The organism is Burkholderia sp. AU18528 (assembly GCF_002223215.2).
In the GTDB taxonomy this organism is placed as follows: Bacteria; Pseudomonadota; Gammaproteobacteria; order Burkholderiales; family Burkholderiaceae; genus Burkholderia; species Burkholderia semiarida.
The window spans coordinates 192,624-212,379 of record NZ_NKFC02000004.1; the positions used below are offsets into that span (position 1 = coordinate 192,624).

General features: G+C 67.7%; 19 protein-coding genes. 8 read left to right on the forward strand and 11 right to left on the reverse strand.

Translation table 11 applies throughout. The features are described 5' to 3' along the window. The first annotated feature begins 51 nt into the window (after positions 1-51). The 6 genes from CFB52_RS03470 (at position 52) to ubiA (ending at position 5,783) form a co-directional block, all read left to right on the forward strand. Entirely contained in the window at positions 52-1,011 is a 960-nt protein-coding gene (locus CFB52_RS03470) for a LysR substrate-binding domain-containing protein (protein ID WP_006754461.1), read from the forward strand. A gap of 394 nt (positions 1,012-1,405) precedes the next feature. Then, entirely contained in the window at positions 1,406-1,534 is a 129-nt protein-coding gene (locus CFB52_RS34970) for a hypothetical protein (protein WP_257219934.1), read from the forward strand. 101 nt (positions 1,535-1,635) lie between these two features. Then, complete coding sequence (gene katG, locus CFB52_RS03475) at positions 1,636-3,822, forward strand: catalase/peroxidase HPI (protein WP_060312681.1); 2,187 nt, start codon at positions 1,636-1,638, stop codon at positions 3,820-3,822. 110 nt (positions 3,823-3,932) lie between these two features. Beyond that, entirely contained in the window at positions 3,933-4,103 is a 171-nt protein-coding gene (locus tag CFB52_RS34525) for a hypothetical protein (RefSeq protein WP_167351603.1), read from the forward strand. A 120-nt stretch (positions 4,104-4,223) separates the two neighbouring features. Next, positions 4,224-4,712: a non-specific DNA-binding protein DpsA gene (gene dpsA, locus CFB52_RS03480; RefSeq protein ID WP_059574306.1), complete on the forward strand. Its 489-nt coding sequence runs from the start codon at positions 4,224-4,226 to the stop codon at positions 4,710-4,712. 207 nt (positions 4,713-4,919) lie between these two features. After that, positions 4,920-5,783, forward strand: coding sequence for a 4-hydroxybenzoate octaprenyltransferase (ubiA, locus tag CFB52_RS03485; protein ID WP_099316080.1), 864 nt, complete (start codon positions 4,920-4,922; stop codon positions 5,781-5,783). 105 nt (positions 5,784-5,888) lie between these two features. On the opposite strand, the gene proC is transcribed toward ubiA, so the two are convergent. The 6 genes from proC to CFB52_RS03515 all read right to left on the reverse strand — a co-directional run bounded on the left by proC (position 5,889) and on the right by CFB52_RS03515 (position 13,016). Beyond that, positions 5,889-6,701, reverse strand: coding sequence for a pyrroline-5-carboxylate reductase (gene proC / locus CFB52_RS03490; RefSeq protein ID WP_099316081.1), 813 nt, complete (start codon positions 6,699-6,701; stop codon positions 5,889-5,891). 53 nt (positions 6,702-6,754) lie between these two features. Further along, a complete protein-coding gene (locus CFB52_RS03495; protein WP_099316082.1) occupies positions 6,755-7,453 on the reverse strand; it encodes a YggS family pyridoxal phosphate-dependent enzyme in 699 nt (232 codons plus the stop codon). 115 nt (positions 7,454-7,568) lie between these two features. Further along, the gene (gene glcF / locus CFB52_RS03500) at positions 7,569-8,795 is read right to left on the reverse strand and encodes a glycolate oxidase subunit GlcF (protein WP_099316083.1); all 1,227 of its coding nucleotides are present in this window, start codon (positions 8,793-8,795) and stop codon (positions 7,569-7,571) included. 7 nt (positions 8,796-8,802) lie between these two features. Further along, on the reverse strand, positions 8,803-9,891 hold the full coding sequence (gene glcE, locus CFB52_RS03505) for a glycolate oxidase subunit GlcE (protein ID WP_059574301.1): 1,089 nt from the start codon (positions 9,889-9,891) through the stop codon (positions 8,803-8,805). Positions 9,892-10,074: 183 nt separating this feature from the next. Further along, entirely contained in the window at positions 10,075-11,568 is a 1,494-nt protein-coding gene (locus tag CFB52_RS03510) for an FAD-linked oxidase C-terminal domain-containing protein (protein ID WP_099316084.1), read from the reverse strand. A gap of 38 nt (positions 11,569-11,606) precedes the next feature. Continuing rightward, entirely contained in the window at positions 11,607-13,016 is a 1,410-nt protein-coding gene (locus tag CFB52_RS03515) for an FAD-binding oxidoreductase (protein WP_059574299.1), read from the reverse strand. A 136-nt stretch (positions 13,017-13,152) separates the two neighbouring features. Here CFB52_RS03515 and CFB52_RS03520 point away from each other — a divergent pair, with 136 nt between their 5' ends. Together CFB52_RS03520 and hmpA are read left to right on the forward strand one after the other, a co-directional pair. Further along, complete coding sequence (locus CFB52_RS03520; RefSeq protein WP_059574298.1) at positions 13,153-13,704, forward strand: cob(I)yrinic acid a,c-diamide adenosyltransferase; 552 nt, start codon at positions 13,153-13,155, stop codon at positions 13,702-13,704. A gap of 95 nt (positions 13,705-13,799) precedes the next feature. Next, positions 13,800-15,008 (forward strand): NO-inducible flavohemoprotein, encoded by a 1,209-nt coding sequence (gene hmpA / locus CFB52_RS03525; protein WP_059574297.1) that lies wholly within the window; start codon positions 13,800-13,802, stop codon positions 15,006-15,008. Positions 15,009-15,098: 90 nt separating this feature from the next. On the opposite strand, the gene CFB52_RS03530 is transcribed toward hmpA, so the two are convergent. The 5 genes from CFB52_RS03530 to CFB52_RS03555 form a co-directional block, all read right to left on the reverse strand. Further along, entirely contained in the window at positions 15,099-15,488 is a 390-nt protein-coding gene (locus CFB52_RS03530; protein ID WP_059574296.1) for a type II toxin-antitoxin system VapC family toxin, read from the reverse strand. Continuing rightward, complete coding sequence (locus CFB52_RS03535; protein ID WP_099316085.1) at positions 15,485-15,754, reverse strand: type II toxin-antitoxin system Phd/YefM family antitoxin; 270 nt, start codon at positions 15,752-15,754, stop codon at positions 15,485-15,487. The genes CFB52_RS03530 and CFB52_RS03535 overlap by 4 nt, the downstream gene beginning before the upstream one ends. A 124-nt stretch (positions 15,755-15,878) precedes the next feature. Beyond that, on the reverse strand, positions 15,879-16,952 hold the full coding sequence (gene aroG / locus CFB52_RS03540; RefSeq protein ID WP_059642150.1) for a 3-deoxy-7-phosphoheptulonate synthase AroG: 1,074 nt from the start codon (positions 16,950-16,952) through the stop codon (positions 15,879-15,881). 395 nt (positions 16,953-17,347) lie between these two features. Further along, the gene (gene tldD / locus CFB52_RS03550) at positions 17,348-18,814 is read right to left on the reverse strand and encodes a metalloprotease TldD (RefSeq protein ID WP_059574293.1); all 1,467 of its coding nucleotides are present in this window, start codon (positions 18,812-18,814) and stop codon (positions 17,348-17,350) included. A gap of 86 nt (positions 18,815-18,900) precedes the next feature. Then, a complete protein-coding gene (locus tag CFB52_RS03555) occupies positions 18,901-19,728 on the reverse strand; it encodes a carbon-nitrogen hydrolase family protein (protein WP_099316086.1) in 828 nt (275 codons plus the stop codon). Positions 19,729-19,756 lie beyond the last annotated feature (28 nt).

A 19,756-nucleotide genomic window follows, 5' to 3' on the forward strand; every position in this document is an offset into this window, starting at 1 on the left:
AACAGGTGTATAAATTAAACCTATCGCCTGTATATCTCTGATTGACCCACAATGACGCTGACTGAATTGAAATACATCGTCGCAGTCGCGCGCGAGCGGCATTTCGGCCGTGCGGCCGAAGCGTGCTTCGTGAGCCAGCCGACGCTATCGGTGGCGATCAAGAAGCTCGAAGACGAGCTCAACGTGCAGATTTTCGAGCGCGGCGCGAGCGAAGTGAGCGTGACGCCGATCGGCGACCAGATCGTCACCCAGGCGCAGCGCGTACTCGAGCAGACTTTCGCGATCAAGGAGATCGCGAAGCAGGGCAAGGACCCGCTCGTCGGCCCGTTCCGCCTCGGCGTGATCTACACGATCGGGCCGTACCTGCTGCCGACGCTCGTCAAGCAGATGATCCAGCGGGTGCCGCAGATGCCGCTGATGCTGCAGGAGAACTACACGCTGAAGCTGCTCGAACTGCTGAAGCAGGGCGAAATCGACGCCGCGATCATGGCGCTGCCGTTCCCCGAAACCGGCCTGATGGTGCGCCCGCTGTACGACGAGCCATTCGTCGTCGCGCTACCGGCCGGCCATCCGTGGGAGAAGCGCGACGAAATCGACGCCGAGGACCTGAAGCAGGAAACCATGCTGCTGCTCGGCAACGGCCACTGCTTCCGCGATCACGTGCTCGGCGTGTGTCCGGAGCTGATGCGCTTCTCGCAGACGGCCGACGGCATCCAGAAGACCTTCGAGGGCTCGTCGCTCGAGACGATCCGCCACATGGTCGCGAGCGGCGTCGGCATCACCGTGCTGCCGCGGATGTCGGTCGCCGAGATCGGCCCGCGCGCGAACGGCCCGGATGCCGAGCTGTTGTCGTACGTGCCGTTCAACGAACCGGTGCCCGACCGCCGCGTCGTGCTCGTATGGCGCAAGAGCTTCACGCGGATGCCGGCGATCGACGCGATCAGCGACGCAATTGCCGCGTGCGAGCTGCCGGGTGTCGCGAAGCTCGACATGCCGGCCACGATGAACTGACGCGCCTTCTGCATGCGCGTGTGGCGGCGTGATGAACGGGGTCGTGCGACCCCGTTTATTTTTCCCTATCAAATAGATTAAATTTATTAAATTCAAATAATTGATAGATTTATATAGAATCCTCACCATGGATCGGCATCGAGCCGACGTGCGGGATGCACGTTGAATGCAAGCGTCAAAGGAGGATGTCATCATGCGGTCGGTATTGCAGCACGCGCAGTGGAACGTCCCGTCGCGCGGGACAATCGTGCATCGCGCCAGGGCGGCGGTCCGCAGCCTGCGTCCGATTGCATTCGCGTACCTGGCGGATCGTGTGTATGGCGGATGAGTGCCGCCCCGCGCCGGTCTTGTGTTCCCCCGATTCACCTGCCGTCAAGCCATGACGGAGCATCGCATGTCCGATACCGGAAAAAACACCCGCCTCGCCGGCACGACGGCAGCCGGCGGCCGCTTCCCCGAGCGCCCCGCCTGCGGCGCGCGACAGCGGGAACGCGTGCGGAAGGCCGCGCACGACGTCCGGTAGCGCGACAGGAGAACCCGCCCGTTCTGTTTCTTACCCCCCGCAATGCTCCACGAACCGCGCCCGGCACGTGGGGGCCTACGAGCAAGTAAAGGAGAAAAAGCATGTCGAACGAATCGAAGTGCCCGTTCAACCACACCGCAGGCAGCGGCACGACGAACAAGGACTGGTGGCCGAATCAGCTGAACCTGAACGTCCTGCACCGGCATTCGGCGCTGTCCGATCCGATGGACCCGGATTTCGACTACGCAGAAGCGTTCAAGAAGCTGGATCTCGCCGCGGTGAAGCAGGACCTGCACGCGCTGATGACGACCTCGCAGGACTGGTGGCCGGCCGACTTCGGCCACTACGGCGGCCTGTTCGTGCGCATGGCGTGGCACAGCGCCGGCACCTACCGCACGGCCGACGGCCGCGGCGGCGCCGGCGGCGGGCAGCAGCGCTTCGCGCCGCTCAATAGCTGGCCGGACAACGTCAGCCTCGACAAGGCCCGCCGCCTGCTGTGGCCGATCAAGCAGAAGTACGGCCGCAACATCTCGTGGGCCGACCTGCTGATCCTGACCGGCAACGTCGCGCTCGAATCGATGGGCTTCAAGACCTTCGGCTATGCCGGCGGCCGCGTCGACACGTGGGAGCCGGACGACGTCTACTGGGGCTCGGAAAAGATCTGGCTGGAACTGAGCGGCGGCCCGAACAGCCGCTACACCGGCAAGCGCGAGCTCGAAAGCCCGCTCGCCGCGGTGCAGATGGGCCTCATCTACGTGAACCCGGAAGGCCCGGACGGCAACCCCGACCCGGTCGCCGCCGCGCACGACATCCGCGAGACGTTCGCGCGCATGGCGATGAACGATGAGGAAACGGTCGCGCTGATCGCGGGCGGCCACACGTTCGGCAAGACGCACGGCGCCGGCCCGGCGTCGAACGTCGGCCCCGAGCCGGAAGCCGCGGGCATCGAGCAGCAGGGCCTCGGCTGGAAGAGCACCTTCGGCACGGGCAAGGGCAAGGACACGATCACGAGCGGCCTCGAAGTCACGTGGACGTCGACGCCGACGCAGTGGAGCAACGATTTCTTCAAACACCTGTTCAGCTACGAATGGGAGCTCACGAAGAGCCCGGCCGGCGCGCACCAGTGGGTCGCGAAGGATGCCGACGAAGTGATTCCCGATGCGTACGACGCGTCGAAGAAACATCGCCCGACGATGCTGACGACCGACCTGTCGCTGCGTTTCGACCCGGCCTACGAAAAGATCTCGCGCCGCTTCTACGAGAACCCGGCCGAGTTCGCCGACGCGTTCGCACGCGCATGGTTCAAGCTCACGCACCGCGACATGGGCCCGCGCTCGCGCTATCTCGGCCCGGACGTGCCGGCGGAACACCTGCTGTGGCAGGACCCGATCCCGGCCGTCGATCACCCGCTGATCGACGCCGCCGACGTCGCCGCGCTCAAGGCGAAGGTGCTGGCCACCGGCCTGTCGGTGTCGCAGCTCGTGTCGACCGCATGGGCGTCGGCGGCGACGTTCCGCGGCTCGGACAAGCGCGGCGGCGCGAACGGCGCGCGCATTCGTCTCGCGCCGCAGAAGGACTGGGAAGTGAACCAGCCGGCGGCGCTCGCGGCGGTGCTCGAAACGCTCGAAGGCGTGCAGAAGGCGTTCAACGATGCGCAGACGGACGGCAAGAAGGTGTCGCTGGCCGACCTGATCGTGCTGGCCGGCGCGGCCGGCGTCGAGCAGGCCGCGAAGAACGCGGGTGTCGCGATCACGGTGCCGTTCGCGCCGGGCCGGATGGATGCGTCGCAGGAAGAAACCGACGTCGACGCGATGGCCGTGCTCGAGCCGGTGGCGGACGGGTTCCGCAACTACCTGAAGCACGCGTACAAGACGCCGGCCGAGGCGCTGCTGGTCGACAAGGCGCAGCTGCTGACGTTGACGGCGCCGGAGATGACGGTACTCGTCGGCGGCTTGCGCGTGCTCGGCGCGAACGTCGGCGACTCGAAGCACGGCGTGTTCACCGATCGTCCGGGCACGCTGACGAACGATTTCTTCGCGAACCTGCTCGACATGGGTACGGAGTGGAAGCCGGTGTCGGGCGCGAACGACGTGTTCGAGGGGCGCGACCGTGCGACGGGGGCGGTCAAGTGGACGGGCACGCGCGTCGACCTGATCTTCGGCTCGCACTCGCAGTTGCGCGCGCTGGCCGAGGTGTACGGCAGCGCGGATGCGAAGGAGAAGTTCGTGCGCGACTTCGTCGCCGCCTGGAACAAGGTGATGAACCTCGACCGCTTCGATCTCGCGTGAACCCGGCCGCATCCTGATGCGGTGATGCAGTCACGCAGTAACGTGAAGCGGCCGGTCGAACGACCGGCCGTTTCTTCTCTGAACGATGTCTTGTCGAAGGAGTGACGACCATGACCCAGATGATGCTCAACGTGCGCGCCGCGGCGTCGCCCATTCTGCGATCGCCGGTCGAGCTGGCGCGTTACGCCGTCGGCTTCGCGATCGTCGTCGGCGGGGCGGCGGAACTGGTCTCGCAGGCGCTGCACGCGCTCGGGCCGTTCATGTCGATCGCCGGCGGTTGAGTGCGGCGACGCCTTCGCGACGTTAAACTGGCGAGTCGCGAACGGATGCCGCGCGACGCGGCATGCGGCTTGCTCGACGCATTTTCGCCGGTTCAACATTTCGAATGAGGAGTCTCGAAGATGGCCAAGAAAGGCAACGCCACGCAAATCAACATCGGCATCAGCGACAAGGACCGCAAGAACATCGCGGACGGCCTGTCGCGCCTGCTTGCCGATACGTTTACGCTGTACCTGAAGACCCACAATTTCCACTGGAACGTGACCGGACCGATGTTCAACACGCTGCACCTGATGTTCGAGGAGCAGTACAACGAACTGTGGCTCGCGGTCGATTCCGTTGCCGAGCGCATTCGCACGCTGGGCGTCGTCGCGCCCGGCACGTTCGCCGATTTCGCGAAACTGTCGTCGGTGCCCGAAGCGAAGGGCGTGCCGGCCGCCGAGGACATGATCCGCCAGCTCGTCGAAGGGCACGAGGCGGTCGTGCGCACCGCGCGCGAGATCTTCCCGATCGCCGACGCGGCGAGCGACGAGCCGACCGCCGACCTGCTGACCCAGCGTCTGCAGACGCATGAAAAGACCGCATGGATGCTGCGGTCGCTGCTCGCGTAAGCTTCGCGCTGCCGCGGACTTCAGGCCGGCCCGATGCCGGCCGGTCTCGAATCTGTCCCCTGATCGATGCGTGCGACCGTGTGGCCACGCGCGGCGGGCCTCGGCGGCCAGCCGGCCCGCCTAGGCCGCTGGCCGCGGGTCGCGCCGACATGACGCGGAGCACCGCTCGGCTCTAAAATGCCGGGATTCCCTTCCCGGTGCTTCACCATGCTTGCCCGCTTCCCCCTGTATCTGCGGCTCGTCCGGATGGACAAGCCGATCGGCAGCCTGCTGCTGCTGTGGCCGACGCTCAACGCGCTGTGGATCGCATCGGACGGCCACCCGCGCTGGCCGCTGCTCGTAATCTTCGTGCTCGGCACGCTGCTGATGCGCTCCGCCGGCTGCGCGATGAACGACTACGCCGACCGCGATTTCGACCGCCACGTGAAGCGCACGGCCGACCGGCCGCTGACGTCGGGCAAGATCCGGGCGTGGGAAGCCGTCGCGATCGCGGTCGGGCTGTCGTTCATCGCGTTCCTGCTGATCCAGCCGCTCAATACGCTGACGAAGGAACTGTCGGTCGTCGCGCTGTTCGTCGCCGGTTCCTATCCGTTCATGAAACGCTTCTTCGCGATTCCGCAGGCGTATCTGGGCATCGCGTTCGGCTTCGGCATCCCGATGGCGTTCGCGGCGGTGCAGGACACGGTGCCGGTACTGGCCTGGGTGATGCTGGTCGCGAACATCTTCTGGTCGGTCGCGTACGACACCGAATATGCGATGGTCGACCGCGACGACGACATCAAGATCGGCATCCGCACGTCGGCGCTGACGTTCGGCCGCTTCGACGTCGCGGCAGTCATGCTGTGTTACGCGGTGACGCTCGGCATCTACGTGTGGATCGGCGTGACGCTGGGTTTCGGCCTCGCGTACTGGGCGGGCTGGGCGGCGGCGGTCGGCTGCGCGCTGTATCACTACACGCTGATCAAGGATCGCGAACGGATGCCGTGCTTCGCGGCGTTCCGCCACAACAACTGGCTCGGCGGCGTGTTGTTCGCGGGCATTGCCGTGCAGTACGCGCTGGCCGGTCATTGAACGACGCTGCGCGTGTCTTTGCACGCAACGCTGGACGTAAAAAAAGCGACCGTCGGGCCGCTCTTTTTACGTCCAGCGCCGGCAAAACCGGCGCCGCTGTTGCGCTTACGCGCGGCCGAGCTCGTCGCCCATTTCCTTCGCGCGCGCTTCGGCCGCGAGCGCGCCGCGCACGATCGCTTCCTTCACGCCCTGCGCGTCGAACGCCGCGAGCGCGGCGGCCGTCGTGCCGCCTTTCGACGTCACGCGTTCGCGCAGCACGCTCGCCGGTTCGCCCGACTGCGCGGCGAGCTGCGCGGCGCCGGTGAACGTCGCGACCGCGAGCGCACGGCCCTGCTCGTCGTTCATGCCGAGGCGGCGCGCGGCTTCCTGCAGCGCTTCGATGAAATAGAACACGTACGCGGGGCCGCTGCCCGAAATCGCGGTGACCGCGTCGAGCTGCGATTCGTCGTCGAACCATACGATCTCGCCGACCGCGCCGAGCACGGTCGATGCGAGTTCGCGGCCCGCGGCGTCGACGCCCGGCAGCGCGGCCAGGCCCGTGACGCCCATGCCGACCAGCGCGGGCGTGTTCGGCATCGTGCGCACGACGCGCGCGTAGCCGCCGAGCCAGCGGGCGAGATCCGTGCCGCGGATGCCGGCCGCGATGCTGATCACGAGCTGCGATTTCAGGTGCGGCGCGAGCGCCTGCGCGACGTCGTGCAGCACCTGCGGCTTCACCGCGAGCACGATCGCGTCGTAGTCGGCGAGCGTCGCGTCGATCGCCGCGCCGGTGCGCACGCCGAATTGCTGCGCCGCGCGCGCGCGGACGTCGTCGTTGATGTCGATGGCATACAGGCCGTCCGCGGCGACGCCGCGCTTGATCAGGCCGCCGATCAGGGCCGCGGCCATGTTGCCGCCGCCGATGAATGCGATTTTCATGATGTCGGGAATGAGCGAGTGAATGAACGGAAAGGCGGAAAAGGGCGCGGCGTTCAGTGCGCGTAATCGCGCGCGCCGAAGATCGCGGTGCCGATGCGCACGATCGTCGCGCCCTCGAGCACAGCCGCCTCGATATCGGCGGACATGCCCATCGACAGCGTGTCGAGCGGCAGGCCGTCGGCGCGCAACGCGTCGAACAGCGCGCGCAGCGCGCGATGCGGCGCGCGTTGCGCGGCGGTGTCGCCGGCCGGTTCGGGAATCGCCATCAGGCCGCGCAGCCGCAGGGACGGCAGCGCGGCGACCGCCCGCGCCACCTCCGCCACGTCGGCCGGCGCGACGCCGCTCTTCGACGCCTCGCCGCTGATGTTCACCTGCACGCACACGTTGAGCGGCGGCAGGTGGGCGGGGCGCTGCTCGGACAGGCGCTGGGCGATTTTCAGCCGGTCGACCGAATGGACCCAGTCGAAGCGCTCGGCGACGGGGCGCGTCTTGTTCGATTGCAGCGGCCCGATGAAATGCCATTCGAGGCTCGCGCGCAGGTCGGCGAGCGCGTCGATCTTGTCGATCGACTCCTGCACGTAGTTTTCGCCGAACGCGCGCTGCCCGGCCGCATGCGCGGCGCGCACGTCGTCGGCCGGAAACGTCTTCGACACGGCGAGCAGCGAGACGGTGGCGGGGTCGCGGCCGGCCGCGCGGGCGGCGTCGGCGATGCGGCGGTGAACGGAGTCGAGACGGGCGGCGAGATCGGACATGACGGGCACGAAAGCGGGCACGGAGGCAGCACGGAAGCGGGTATGAAGCCGATGCGCGGCGACGCGCCGCGCATCGATCCGCTCATTATACGGACGGCGCGCGCGTGAACAGGCCCTAACCGTACAGCAGATGCTCGACGAGCTGGACCCAGTGGGCGACCGGCACCTGCGTGCCGCTTTGCAGATGCGCGATGCAGCCGATGTTGCCGGACACGATCATCTGCGGCTCGAGCGCTTGCAGCTTCAGCAGCTTCTGCTTGCGCAACCGGTACGACAGCGACGGCTGCGTCAGCGAGTAGGTACCGGCCGAGCCGCAGCACAGGTGGCTGTCGGCCGGCAGCCGCACGTCGATGCCGAGCGTCTCCAGCAGGCGCTCGACCTTGCCGCGCGACTGCTGGCCGTGCTGCAGCGTGCATGGCGGGTGGTAGGCGACCGTATGGATCGCGCGGCGCCGCGCGATCGTCGCGAGCTCGGCCTCGAACGCGAGCAGCACGTCGGAGATGTCGCGGGTCAGCGACACGATGCGCCGGGCCTTCTCCGCGTAGGCCGGATCGTCGCGCAGCAGGTGCGCGTATTCGAGCACCGTCGCGCCGCAGCCCGACGCGTTCATCACGATCGCCTCGACGCCCTGTTCGACGTGCGGCCACCACGCGTCGATGTTGCGGCGCGCATCGTCGAGCGCCTCGTCGTGATAGTTCAGGTGCAGGCGAATCGCGCCGCAGCAGCCCGCGTCGGGCGCGACGACCGTCTCGATGCCGAGCGCGTCGAGCACGCGTGCGGTCGCGATGTTGATGTTCGGCAGCATCGACGGCTGCACGCAGCCGCCGAGCATCAGCATCTTGCGCGTATGCGTGCGGTGCGGCCATTCGAGCAGCCGCGTGCGCGGCGGCACCTTGTCGCGCAGCCGCTTCGGCAGCAGCGGCCGCACGTGCTGGCCGAGCCGCATCACCGGCGAGAACAGCGCCGCGTTCGGCACGACGCTCGCGAGCACGCGGCGCATCAGTCGCTGCTGCGCGGGGCGCTGCACCTGCGCCTCGACGTGCTTGCGCCCGATCTCGACGAGCCGGCCGTACTGAACGCCGGACGGGCAGGTCGTCTCGCAACTGCGGCACGTGAGGCAGCGGTCGAGATGCTGTTGCGTGCTGCGCGTGACGGCGGCGCCCTCGACCATCTGCTTGATCAGGTAGATGCGGCCGCGCGGGCCGTCGAGTTCGTCGCCGAGCAGTTGATAGGTCGGGCAGGTCGCGGTGCAGAACCCGCAGTGCACGCACTTGCGCAGGATCGCGTCGGCCTCGTCGCCGTCGGGCGTGTTGCGGATGAAATCGGCGAGGTTCGTTTGCATCCAGCCCTCAGAGTTCAGGGTAAAGCCGGCCGCGATTGAAGATGCGCGCGGGATCGAACGCGCTCTTCAGCCCGCGGTGGATCTTCATCATCGGCGCGGGCAGCGGCGTGAACACGCCCGCGCTGCGGTCGTAGGTGTCGCCCGCGCGGAACAGCGTCGCATGGCCGCCGGCCTGCTTCGCGCTCATGCGCACGGTTTGCGCGTCGGCGTCGGTGATCCACCAGCGCTGCGCGCCGCCCCATTCCATCAACTGGGTGCCGGGCAGGTGCATCGGTTCGGTGATCGACGGCAGCGACAGGCGCCACAGCGCATAGCCGGGCGGGATGCCGTTGAAGAACGGATCGGTGTGTTCGCGCACGCCGGACCAGAAGCGCTCGGCCTCGACCGCGTCGACGACCTCGCCGCCGAGCAGCGTTTTCGCGGATTTCACCGCGGCTTCCGCGCCCGACAGGCGCAGCACGAGCGTGCCGTTGCGCCACGCGCTCGCGCTCACGGGCAGCGGATGGCCGCCCCATTCGTTGAGCTTGCGCACCGCGTCGGTCGCGGTCATCTCGAACTTCAGCGTGACTTCGGCGACGGGCATCGGCAGCACCTTGATCGACAGGTCGAGCATCAGCCCGAGCGTGCCGAGCGCGCCGGCCATCAGCCGCGACACGTCGTAGCCGGCGACGTTCTTCACGACCTGCCCGCCGAAGCGCAGCATGTCGCCGCGGCCGTTCATCAGCGTGACGCCGAGCACGAAATCGCGCGGGGCGCCGCAGGTGGCGCGGCGCGGGCCCGCGAGCCCGGCCGCGACGCAGCCGCCGACGGTGGCCGCGCGGCCGAAATGCGGCGGCTCGAACGGCAGCATCTGGCCGCACTCGGCGAGGACGGTTTCAAGCTGCGCGAGCGGCGTGCCCGCGCGGACCGTGACGACGAGTTCGGCCGGGTCGTACGACACGATGCCCTGAAACGCACGCGTGTCGAGTATTTCGCCCTCGAGCGCCTGGCCGTACCAGTCCTTGGTGCCGCCGCCGCGAATCCGCAGCGGCCGGCCGTCGGCACTGGCGGCGCGGATGCGCTCGGCCCATCCGGCGACGATGTCGTCCTCTTCCATGTTCCGTTGCTTTCTCGTCTCGTTGTCCGGTCGATTGTACCGGGGTGGCGCGATTGCACATCGCGACTATCCCTAAGCCCCATCGCGGTTGCGGCACGCCGGCGCCGGCGCGCAAACGCGCCGAGCGGGTACGGCAGAGCCCCGTACCGCGGCCGCCGATGCGCGCCGCGGCCCGCACGCCGCTCAGAAGCGCGGCAGGTCGGGGTGTGGCAGCAGCCCGCCGCGCACGTGCTGGCGGCCATATTCGGCGCAGCGCGCGCGGGTGGGGATGCCCTTGTCCGGGTTCAGCAGCCCGGCCGGATCGAACGCGCGCTTGACCGCGAAGAACGCGTCGCGCTCCTGCGGCGAGAACTGCACGCACATCGAATTGAGTTTTTCGATGCCGACACCGTGCTCGCCCGTCACGCTGCCGCCGAATTCCACGCAGCATTCGAGGATTTCCGCGCCGAACTGCTCGGCGCGGTGCAGTTCGTCCGGATCGTTCGCGTTGTACAGGATCAGCGGATGCATGTTGCCGTCGCCGGCATGGAACACGTTGATGCAGCGCAGCCCGTAGCGCGTCTCGAGGTGCTCGATGCGCGCGAGCAGCGGGCCGATCGCGCGGCGCGGCACGGTGCCGTCCATGCAGTAGTAATCGGCGGAAATACGGCCGGCGGCCGGGAACGCGTTCTTGCGGCCGGACCAGAAGCGCAGCCGCTCGTGTTCGTTGCGCGACACCTGGATGCGCGTCGCGCCGTGCTCGCGCAGCACGGCCGTCATCCGCACGATTTCCTCGGCGACTTCTTCCGGCGTGCCGTCCGATTCGCACAGCAGGATCGCCTTCGCGTCGAGGTCGTAGCCCGCGTGCGTGAACGCCTCGACGGCCTGCGTGGCCGGCTTGTCCATCATCTCGAGCCCGGCCGGGATGATGCCCGACGCGATGATCGCAGCCACTGCCTCGCCGCCTTTCACCACGTCGTCGAAGCTCGCCATCACGAGCTGCGCGGTCTGCGGCTTCGGGATCAGCCGCACCGTGACCTCGGTGACGATCGCGAACATCCCTTCGCTGCCGATCATCACCGCGAGCAGGTCGAGGCCCGGCATGTCGAGCGCGAGCGAGCCGAATTCGACGATCTCGCCGTCGATCGTCACCGCGCGCACGCGCATCACGTTGTGCACGGTCAGCCCGTATTTCAGGCAATGGACGCCGCCGGAATTTTCCGCGACGTTGCCGCCGATCGTGCAGGCGATCTGCGACGACGGATCGGGTGCGTAATACAGGCCGTACGGCGCGGCCGCTTCCGAGATCGCGAGATTGCGCACGCCTGGCTGCACGATCGCCGTGCGCGCGTACGGGTCCACTTCGACGATACGCGTGAAGCGCGCGAGCGACAGCACGACGCCGAGCGCGATCGGCAGCGCGCCGCCCGACAGGCTCGTGCCGGCGCCGCGCGGCACGATCGGCACTTCCATGCGGCGGCAGATCTGCACGATCCGCTGCACCTGCGACTCCGTCTCCGGCAGCGCGACCGCGAGCGGCAGCCGGCGGTAGGCGGACAGGCCGTCGCATTCGTACGGCGCCGTGTCCTCGTCGCGGTACAGCAGGCAGTGGGTCGGCAGCACGGCCATCAGCGCCTGCACGATTTCGCGCTGGCGCTGCGCGCGGGCGGCGCTCGACAGTTCGACGGGAGCGTTCATGGGGTCTCCTGCGTGGGGCGCGACGTCGCGCCGCCGTGTCAGCACGTGAAAATCTTGCCCGGATTCATCAGGTTGCGCGGATCGAGCGCGAGCTTGATCGCGCGCATCGTGTCGATCGCGTTGTCGCCGTGCTCCTTCGGCAGGAAGCGCATCTTGTGCAGCCCGACGCCGTGCTCGCCGGTGCAGGTGCCGCCCAGGCGCAGCGCACGCTCGACGATCCGGTCGTTGATGTGTTCGGCTTCGGCCAGTTCCTCCGGCTTGTCGGGATCGATCAGGATCGCGACGTGGAAATTGCCGTCGCCGACGTGGCCGACGATCGGGCAGGGCAGCGACGACGCACGCAGGTCGACCTCGGTTTCCTCGACGCACGCGGCGAGCTGCGAGATCGGCACGCATACGTCGGTCGTCACCGCGCGGCAGCCGGGCTTCAGCTGAAGCATCGCGAAATACGCGTTGTGGCGCGCGGACCAGAGCCGCGTGCGATCCTCGGGGCGCGTCGCCCATTCGAAGCCCTGGCCGGCGTTCTGGCCGGCGAGCGCCTGCACGAGTTCGGCCTGTTCCTTCACGCCGGCCTCGGTGCCGTGGAATTCGAAGAACAGCGTCGGCGCTTCGGCGAGCGTCAGGTTCGAGTGACGGTTGATCGAGCGCACCGCGAGTGCATCGACGAATTCGACGCGCGCGATCGGCACGCCGATCTGGATCGTCTCGATCACTGTGCGCACCGCGTCACCCATGGTCGGGAACGTGCAGATCGCGGCCGACACGGCCTCGGGCAGCGGGTGCAGGCGCAGCGTGATCTCGGTGATCACGCCGAGCGTGCCTTCGGACCCGACGAACAGACGCGTGAGGTCGTAGCCGGCCGACGACTTGCGCGCGCGCGAGCCGGTTTTCACCACGCGGCCGTCCGCGAGCACCGCGGTGAGGCCGAGCACGTTCTCGCGCATCGTGCCGTAGCGCACGGCGTTGGTGCCGGAGGCGCGGGTCGCGGTCATCCCGCCGATGCTGGCGTCGGCGCCCGGATCGATCGGGAAGAACAGGCCGGTGTCGCGCAGCGCGTCGTTGAGCGCCTTGCGCGTGATGCCCGGCTCGACCGTCACGGTCAGGTCTTCGGCGTTGATCGACAGCACACGGTTCATTTCCGACAGGTCGAGCGACACGCCGCCGCGTACCGCGAGCAGGTGGCCTTCGAGCGACGAGCCGGCGCCGTACGGGATCAGCGGCACGCCGTAGAGCGAGCACAGCGACACGACTTCGCGCACGTCGTCGGTGCTGCGCGCGAACACGACGGCGTCGGGCAGTTGCGGGTCGAACGGGGATTCGTCGCGGCCGTGATGGGCGCGGACCGCGTCGGCGGTCGACACGCGCTCGCCGAAGGCGGCGCGCAGCGCATCGAGCATGGCGGGGGGCAGCGGGCGGCGCGTGGCGGCCGGCGGGGCAGGGTGATTCACGAATGTCTCCTGACTGCTTGTCGTACTGTCGGCTCATTCTACGCCGTAACGTCCGCTGCGCCTCGCGCCGCGGGCTGCGATAATCGCGTTCCAGCCAACCGGGCCGCGTGGCGGCCGCGCACGAGAGGACATTCGCATGGGCAACCGCTTGAGCAAGATCGCGACGCGCACGGGCGACGACGGCACCACCGGCCTCGGCGACGGACGGCGCATCGGCAAGGACGACGCGCGGATCGCCGCGATCGGCGACGTCGACGAACTGAACTCAAATCTCGGCGTGCTGCTGGCCGAGGCGCTGCCGGACGACGTGCGCACCGCCCTCGTCACGATCCAGCACGACCTGTTCGATCTCGGTGGCGAGCTGTGCATCCCCGGCCACGCAGTGCTCGACGATACGCATCTCGCGCGCCTCGACCAGTGGCTCGCCGACTACAACGCGACGCTGCCGCCGCTGAAGGAATTCATCCTGCCGGCCGGCTCGCGCGCGGCGTCGCTCGCGCACGTCTGCCGAACCGTGTGCCGCCGCGCGGAGCGCTCGATCGTCGCCCTCGGGCGCGGCGACACGCTCAATGATGCGCCGCGGCGGTACGTGAACCGGCTGTCCGACCTGCTGTTCGTGCTGGCGCGCGTGCTGAACCGCGTCGACGGTGGCGCCGACGTGCTGTGGGAGCGCGGGCGCGTCCGCTAGCCAACCGTCACGCTTGTTGCGCGCTGCGACAATTTGCCCGAGGGGTGTTCGTTTTTAAACAAGTATCGTATGTGCATGTTTAACGGAGAACGAACATGACCCACCTCACCGCCGACCAGATGGCCCGTGTGAAGGCCACCGCCCCCGTCCTCGCCGAGCACGGCGCGACGATCACGAAGCACTTCTACCAGCGCATGTTCGCGCGTCATCCGGAACTGAAGAACCTGTTCAACCAGACGCACCAGAAGACCGGCAGCCAGCCCGAGACGCTCGCGAAGGCCGTCTACGCGTATGCGGCGAACATCGACAATCTGGGCGCGCTGGGCGGCGCGGTGTCGCGCATCTCGCACAAGCACGCGAGCCTGAACATCCGTCCCGAGCATTACCCGATCGTCGGCGAGAACCTGCTCGCGGCGATCGTCGAAGTGCTCGGCGACGCGGTCGATGCCGGCACGCTCGAAGCGTGGCGCGTCGCGTACGGCCAGCTCGCGCAGATTTTGATCGGCGCCGAGGCCGACCTGTACGCGAATGCCGCGTGGAGCGGCTTCCGCCCGTTCAAGGTCGCGCGCAAGGTGCGTGAAAGCGACGAGATCACGTCGTTCTACCTGACGCCCGCCGACGGCGGCGAAGCGCCGACGTTCGAGCCGGGCCAGTACATCACGGTGAAGCGCTTCGTCGGCGATCTCGGCGTCGACCAGCCGCGTCAGTACAGCTTGTCCGACGCGCCGCATGGCAAGTGGCTGCGCATCTCGGTGAAGCGCGAGGCCGGCAAGCCGGAAGCGATCCCGGCCGGCAAGGTGTCGACGCTGATGCACGACGGCGTGGAAGAGGGCGCGATCGTCGAGGCGACCGCGCCGATGGGGGACTTCTCGCTGAAGCGCGAGGCCGATACGCCGGTCGTGCTGATCTCCGGCGGCGTCGGCATCACGCCGATGATGTCGATGGCGTCGACGCTGATCGCCGAAGGCAGCAAGCGCGACGTGCGCTTCATCCACGCATGCCGTTCGGGCGCGGTGCACGCATTCCGCGACTGGCTGAACGACGCGGTGCGCGAGCATGCGAACGTCAAGCGCACGGTGCTGTACGAGCTGGTCGGTCCGAACGATCGTGCCGGTGTCGATCACGACCTCGAAGGCCGCCTCACGCAGGAGCGTGTGAAGCAGTACGCGCTGGTGCCGGATGCCGATTACTACATCTGCGGCCCGATCGCGTTCATGAAGGCGCAACGCGACGCGCTGGTCGCCCTCGGCGTCGCGCCGGAACGCGTGAACACGGAAATCTTCGGGTCGGGCGCGCTCGAGTGAGGTCCGGCGGCCGGTTTCGGCCAATGCAACGATGCAATGACGAAGCCCGGCGCGAGCCGGGCTTTTTACTTGCGGCGCCTTGGGGCGACTTCAGGCGCGCAACATCAGCGTTGCGTGGTAGCGCCACATCTTCGGATCGGCACTGACGAGCGGCATGCCTTCATGGAGTGCCTGCGCGACCATCACGCGGTCGAACGGATCGGCATGGTCCGGGAAATCCGGCAACGCGGCGACTGCCTCGGCGTGATCGCTGCTGATCGGCAACTCCGCAAAACCTGCCAGCCGAAATGCCGAACGCGCATCTCTCGGATGGACGGGCAGATTGCCTTTGCGGTACTTGATCGCGATTTCCCAAATCGACGCGGCGCTGACGTACAGCGTGTTTTGGGGATGTTCGATCAACGCGGCCGCGGCTGCCGAAAGTTGCGGTGCGCCTTCGGCCGCCCAGAGCGCGATGTGCGTATCGAGCAGCAGCTTCACGGTGCAAGCCCATGGTCCGAGCTGGCATCGAAGTCGGCGGCGATCGATTCATCGCCGGCATTGAATGCCTCGACGCTTGTCGGAATGTTCAGTCCGGCAAGCAACTGACGGGCTGCGCCGATCCGCTTCGGCGCGGTGTACGGAACGATCCGGGCGACCGGATGACCATTGCGCGCGATCACGACTTCGGCTTCGCGCCCCGATTCAAGCGCTTCCACGAGGCTGGAAAGCCGCGACTTGGCATCGTGCATGTTGACGGTCGACATGATCGATCCTCTGGTTAGCTAGATGATGTTAGCTAGTCTAGCAGAGCAACACGCCGACCGCAGGCTGGCCGTACGGCCAATTCGGCGCCAGGCGGGGCCATACGATCAACCTGGCGGCGTTTCTTCAGTTCCCGCTGCCGCGCGCGACGCGCCGCGCCTTCACCGATTCCGCGAGGCCTTCGAGCACCTTCACGCTGTCGTCCCACGCGATGCACGCGTCGGTGATGCTCTGGCCGTAGGTCAGCGCGCAGCCTTCCTTCAGGTCCTGGCGGCCCTCGACGAGGTGCGACTCGATCATCACGCCGACGATGCGCTCGTCGCCGGCCGCGATCTGGCGGCCGATGTCCGCGCACACGGGGATCTGGTTCTCGTGCTTCTTCGAGCTGTTCGCGTGGCTCGCGTCGATCATCAGGCGCGCGGCGAGGCCGGCCTTGCCGATGTCCGCGCAGGCGGCGTTCACGCTGTCCGCGTCGTAGTTCGGCGTCTTGCCGCCGCGCAGGATCACGTGGCAGTCCTCGTTGCCGGCCGTCGACACGATCGCCGAATGGCCTCCCTTCGTCACCGACAGGAAATGGTGCGGCTGCGACGCGGCCTTGATCGCGTCGACCGCGATCTTCACGTTGCCGTCGGTGCCGTTCTTGAAGCCGACCGGGCACGACAGCCCCGATGCCAGCTCGCGGTGCACCTGCGACTCGGTCGTGCGCGCGCCGATCGCGCCCCACGAGATCAGGTCGGCGATGTACTGCGGGCTGATCATGTCGAGGTATTCGGTCGCGGCCGGCAGCCCCATTTCGTTGATCTGCAGCAGCAGCTCGCGCGCGGTACGCAGCCCTTCGTTGATCTTGAAGCTGTTGTCCAGATGCGGATCGTTGATGAGCCCCTTCCAGCCGACCGTCGTGCGCGGCTTCTCGAAGTACACGCGCATCACGATTTCCAGTTCGCCCTTGAAGCGCTCGCGCTCCTTCACGAGCCGGCCCGCGTATTCGATCGCCGCCTTCGTGTCATGGATCGAGCACGGCCCGATCACGACGATCAGCCGGTCGTCCATCCCGTGCAGGATGCGGTGCATCGACTGGCGCGCGTGGTAGATCAGCTCGGACGCGGCTTCGGAGCACGCGAATTCGCGGATCAGGTGGGCGGGCGGCGTGAGTTCCTTGAGTTCGCGAATGCGGACGTCGTCGGTGTTGTGCGGGGGCATGCTGTTTCTCCTTGGTTCCGGGCGCCGTTCGGTCAGTGCGCGTGCGGCAGATTCATCAATTCAGGCAATTCAGTGGTGCCGGTCGGGGCTGCGGGCCGCTGCGGCGGCGACCGGCTGGCGAAGGGCGAAAAAAAACCGCCGGGTTCGCCGGCGGTTTTTTCGGGAATTTCGGTTGCGCTTCACGCGCCATCAACCCTCTCGATCCGCCAGCGGTCTGAGATACCAAAAAAAGTAAAAGTAAAACTTGGCGGACATGACGGAAATTCGGCTCGTCAAAAAAGTTGATTCGGAATTTATACCCGGTCAGCGCGCGGCTGGCAACCGGGGGTGCTCAAAAATGCGGACAACCCGCGCGTTTTCATCGAAATGCGCGGATTGTCTGCGCCGCGATGCGGTTATGCCGTACCGCCGACCGTCATCTTGTCGATCCGCAGGGTCGGCTGGCCGACGCCGACCGGCACGCTCTGGCCTTCCTTGCCGCATACGCCGACGCCCGTGTCGAGCGACATGTCGTTGCCGATCATGCTCACGTACTTCAGCGACTCCGGGCCGCTGCCGATCAGCGTCGCGCCCTTCACCGGGTAGGTGACCTTGCCGTTCTCGATCATGTACGCCTCGGACGCCGAGAACACGAACTTGCCGTTCGTGATGTCGACCTGGCCGCCGCCGAAGTTCACCGCGTACAGGCCGTTCTTCACCGACGCGATGATTTCCTGCGGGTCCTTGTCGCCGTTGAGCATGTACGTGTTCGTCATGCGCGGCATCGGCAGCGCCGCGTACGACTCGCGCCGCGCGTTGCCCGTGACCGGCATCTTCATCAGGCGCGCGTTCAGCGTGTCCTGGATGTAGCCCTTCAGGATGCCGTCCTCGATCAGCGTCGTGCACTGCGTCGGGTTGCCTTCGTCGTCGATGTTCAGCGAGCCGCGGCGGTTCGGCAGCGTGCCGTCGTCGACCACCGTCACACCCTTCGCGGCGACCTGCTCGCCGATCCGGCCCGCGAACGCGGACGAGCCCTTGCGGTTGAAGTCGCCTTCGAGCCCGTGGCCGATCGCCTCGTGCAGCAGCACGCCCGGCCAGCCCGGGCCGAGCACGACCGTCATCGCGCCGGCCGGCGCGGGGCGGGCGTCGAGGTTGACGAGCGCCGCGTGCACGGCGTCGTCGACGTAGCGCGACAGGACTTCGTCGGTGAAGTAGCCGTAGTCGAAGCGGCCGCCGCCGCCGCCCGAGCCGATCTCGCGGCGGCCGTTCTGTTCGGCGATCACCGTGACCGACACGCGCACGAGCGGGCGGATGTCGGCCGCGAGCGCGCCGTCGCTGCGCGCGACGAGCACGACGTCGTATTCGCCGGCGAGGCCGGCCATCACCTGCGTGACGCGCGGGTCGCGCCCGCGCGCCATCTGTTCGATGCGTTCGAGCAGCTTGACCTTGGCCGTCGCGTCGAGCGACGCGAGCGGGTCGGACGGCAGGTACAGGTCGCGGCCCGAGATGCCCGTCAGCGACGTGGCTGCCTTGATCTTCTGTCGGCCGCCGCCGGCCGCCGCGATCGCCTTGGTGGCGGCAGCGGCTTGCGCGATCGCTTCGGGCGACAGGTCGTCCGAGTACGCGAACGCGGTGCGGTCGCCCGCGACCGCGCGTACGCCGACGCCCTGGTCGATGCTGAAGCTGCCCGATTTGACGATGCCTTCCTCGAGGCTCCATGCCTCGCTGCGGGTCGCCTGGAAATACAGGTCCGCGTAATCGACGCGATGCGTGAAGATGTCGGCGATCGTGCGCGTGAGCAGGCTTTCGTCGAGGCCGTACGGCGTGAGCAGGATGTCCTTCGCCAGCGCGAGGTTGCGGATGCCGGGTTCGATGATGTTCATGCGGATATCGGGAGTTCTCAAAAAAGTTGTCGGGTGCTGCCGGGCAGATGGGTGGGCCGCGCGGCGTTTCAAGCGGTGCGGCGGATTCAGGTCAGCACGCGGTGCCGCCACGCGGGCAGGCTCTGGCGTACGTCGGCGATGCGTTGCGGATCGAGCGTGCCGAGCACGACGCTCGCACCCTCGTCGCGCACCGCGACGATCTCGCCCCACGGGTCGATCAGCATGCTGTGGCCCCACGTGCGCCGGCCGTTCTCGTGCTTGCCGCCCTGCGCGGCCGCGAGCACGTAGCACTGATTCTCGACGGCCCGCGCGCGCAGCAGCGTTTCCCAGTGCGCGCGGCCCGTCGTATACGTAAACGCCGACGGCGCGACCATCAGCGCGCAGTCGCCCATGCGGCGATACAGCTCCGGAAAGCGCAGATCGTAACAGACCGACAGGCCGACCCGCCCGAACGGCGCGTCGAACGCGACGACCGTGTCGCCCGCGCGGATCGTGCGCGCCTCGTCGAACGATTCGTCGCCTTTCTCGAAGTTGAACAGGTGGATCTTGTCGTAGCGCGCGGCCTCGTTGCCGGACGGATCGAACACGAGCGTCGTGTTCAGCACGCGGTCGGGCTGCGGCGCCTTCAGCGGCAGCGTGCCGCCGATCACCCAGATGCCGTGGTCGCGCGCGGCGTCGGCGAGGAATTGCTGGATCGGGCCGTCCCGGTACGGTTCGGCGAGCGCGAGCTTGTCGGTGTCGCGGTGGCCCATGAAGCAGAAATACTCGGGCAGCAGCACGAGCTGCGCGCCTTCGCCGGCGGCCTCCGCGATCAGGCGCCGCGCTTCGGCGAGATTGCGGGTGACGTCCGGCGCGCTCACCATCTGCAGCGCGGCGACCTGGAAGGGCGTGGCGGAACGGGCGTGGTCGGTCATCGCGGAATCGCTTGCGTCATAAATGGGG

Excerpts from the sequence above, each read along its gene's own strand:
- CFB52_RS03470 (WP_006754461.1), top strand. The coding sequence starts at position 52 with ATGACGCTGACTGAATTGAAATACATCGTCGCAGTCGCGCGCGAGCGG.
- CFB52_RS34970 (WP_257219934.1), top strand. The coding sequence starts at position 1,406 with ATGTCCGATACCGGAAAAAACACCCGCCTCGCCGGCACGACGGCAGCC.
- katG (WP_060312681.1), top strand. The coding sequence starts at position 1,636 with ATGTCGAACGAATCGAAGTGCCCGTTCAACCACACCGCAGGCAGCGGC.
- CFB52_RS34525 (WP_167351603.1), top strand. The coding sequence starts at position 3,933 with ATGACCCAGATGATGCTCAACGTGCGCGCCGCGGCGTCGCCCATTCTG.
- dpsA (WP_059574306.1), top strand. The coding sequence starts at position 4,224 with ATGGCCAAGAAAGGCAACGCCACGCAAATCAACATCGGCATCAGCGAC.
- ubiA (WP_099316080.1), top strand. The coding sequence starts at position 4,920 with ATGCTTGCCCGCTTCCCCCTGTATCTGCGGCTCGTCCGGATGGACAAG.
- proC (WP_099316081.1), bottom strand. The coding sequence starts at position 6,701 with ATGAAAATCGCATTCATCGGCGGCGGCAACATGGCCGCGGCCCTGATC.
- CFB52_RS03495 (WP_099316082.1), bottom strand. The coding sequence starts at position 7,453 with ATGTCCGATCTCGCCGCCCGTCTCGACTCCGTTCACCGCCGCATCGCC.
- glcF (WP_099316083.1), bottom strand. The coding sequence starts at position 8,795 with ATGCAAACGAACCTCGCCGATTTCATCCGCAACACGCCCGACGGCGAC.
- glcE (WP_059574301.1), bottom strand. The coding sequence starts at position 9,891 with ATGGAAGAGGACGACATCGTCGCCGGATGGGCCGAGCGCATCCGCGCC.
- CFB52_RS03510 (WP_099316084.1), bottom strand. The coding sequence starts at position 11,568 with ATGAACGCTCCCGTCGAACTGTCGAGCGCCGCCCGCGCGCAGCGCCAG.
- CFB52_RS03520 (WP_059574298.1), top strand. The coding sequence starts at position 13,153 with ATGGGCAACCGCTTGAGCAAGATCGCGACGCGCACGGGCGACGACGGC.
- hmpA (WP_059574297.1), top strand. The coding sequence starts at position 13,800 with ATGACCCACCTCACCGCCGACCAGATGGCCCGTGTGAAGGCCACCGCC.
- CFB52_RS03535 (WP_099316085.1), bottom strand. The coding sequence starts at position 15,754 with ATGTCGACCGTCAACATGCACGATGCCAAGTCGCGGCTTTCCAGCCTC.
- aroG (WP_059642150.1), bottom strand. The coding sequence starts at position 16,952 with ATGCCCCCGCACAACACCGACGACGTCCGCATTCGCGAACTCAAGGAA.
- tldD (WP_059574293.1), bottom strand. The coding sequence starts at position 18,814 with ATGAACATCATCGAACCCGGCATCCGCAACCTCGCGCTGGCGAAGGAC.
- CFB52_RS03555 (WP_099316086.1), bottom strand. The coding sequence starts at position 19,728 with ATGACCGACCACGCCCGTTCCGCCACGCCCTTCCAGGTCGCCGCGCTG.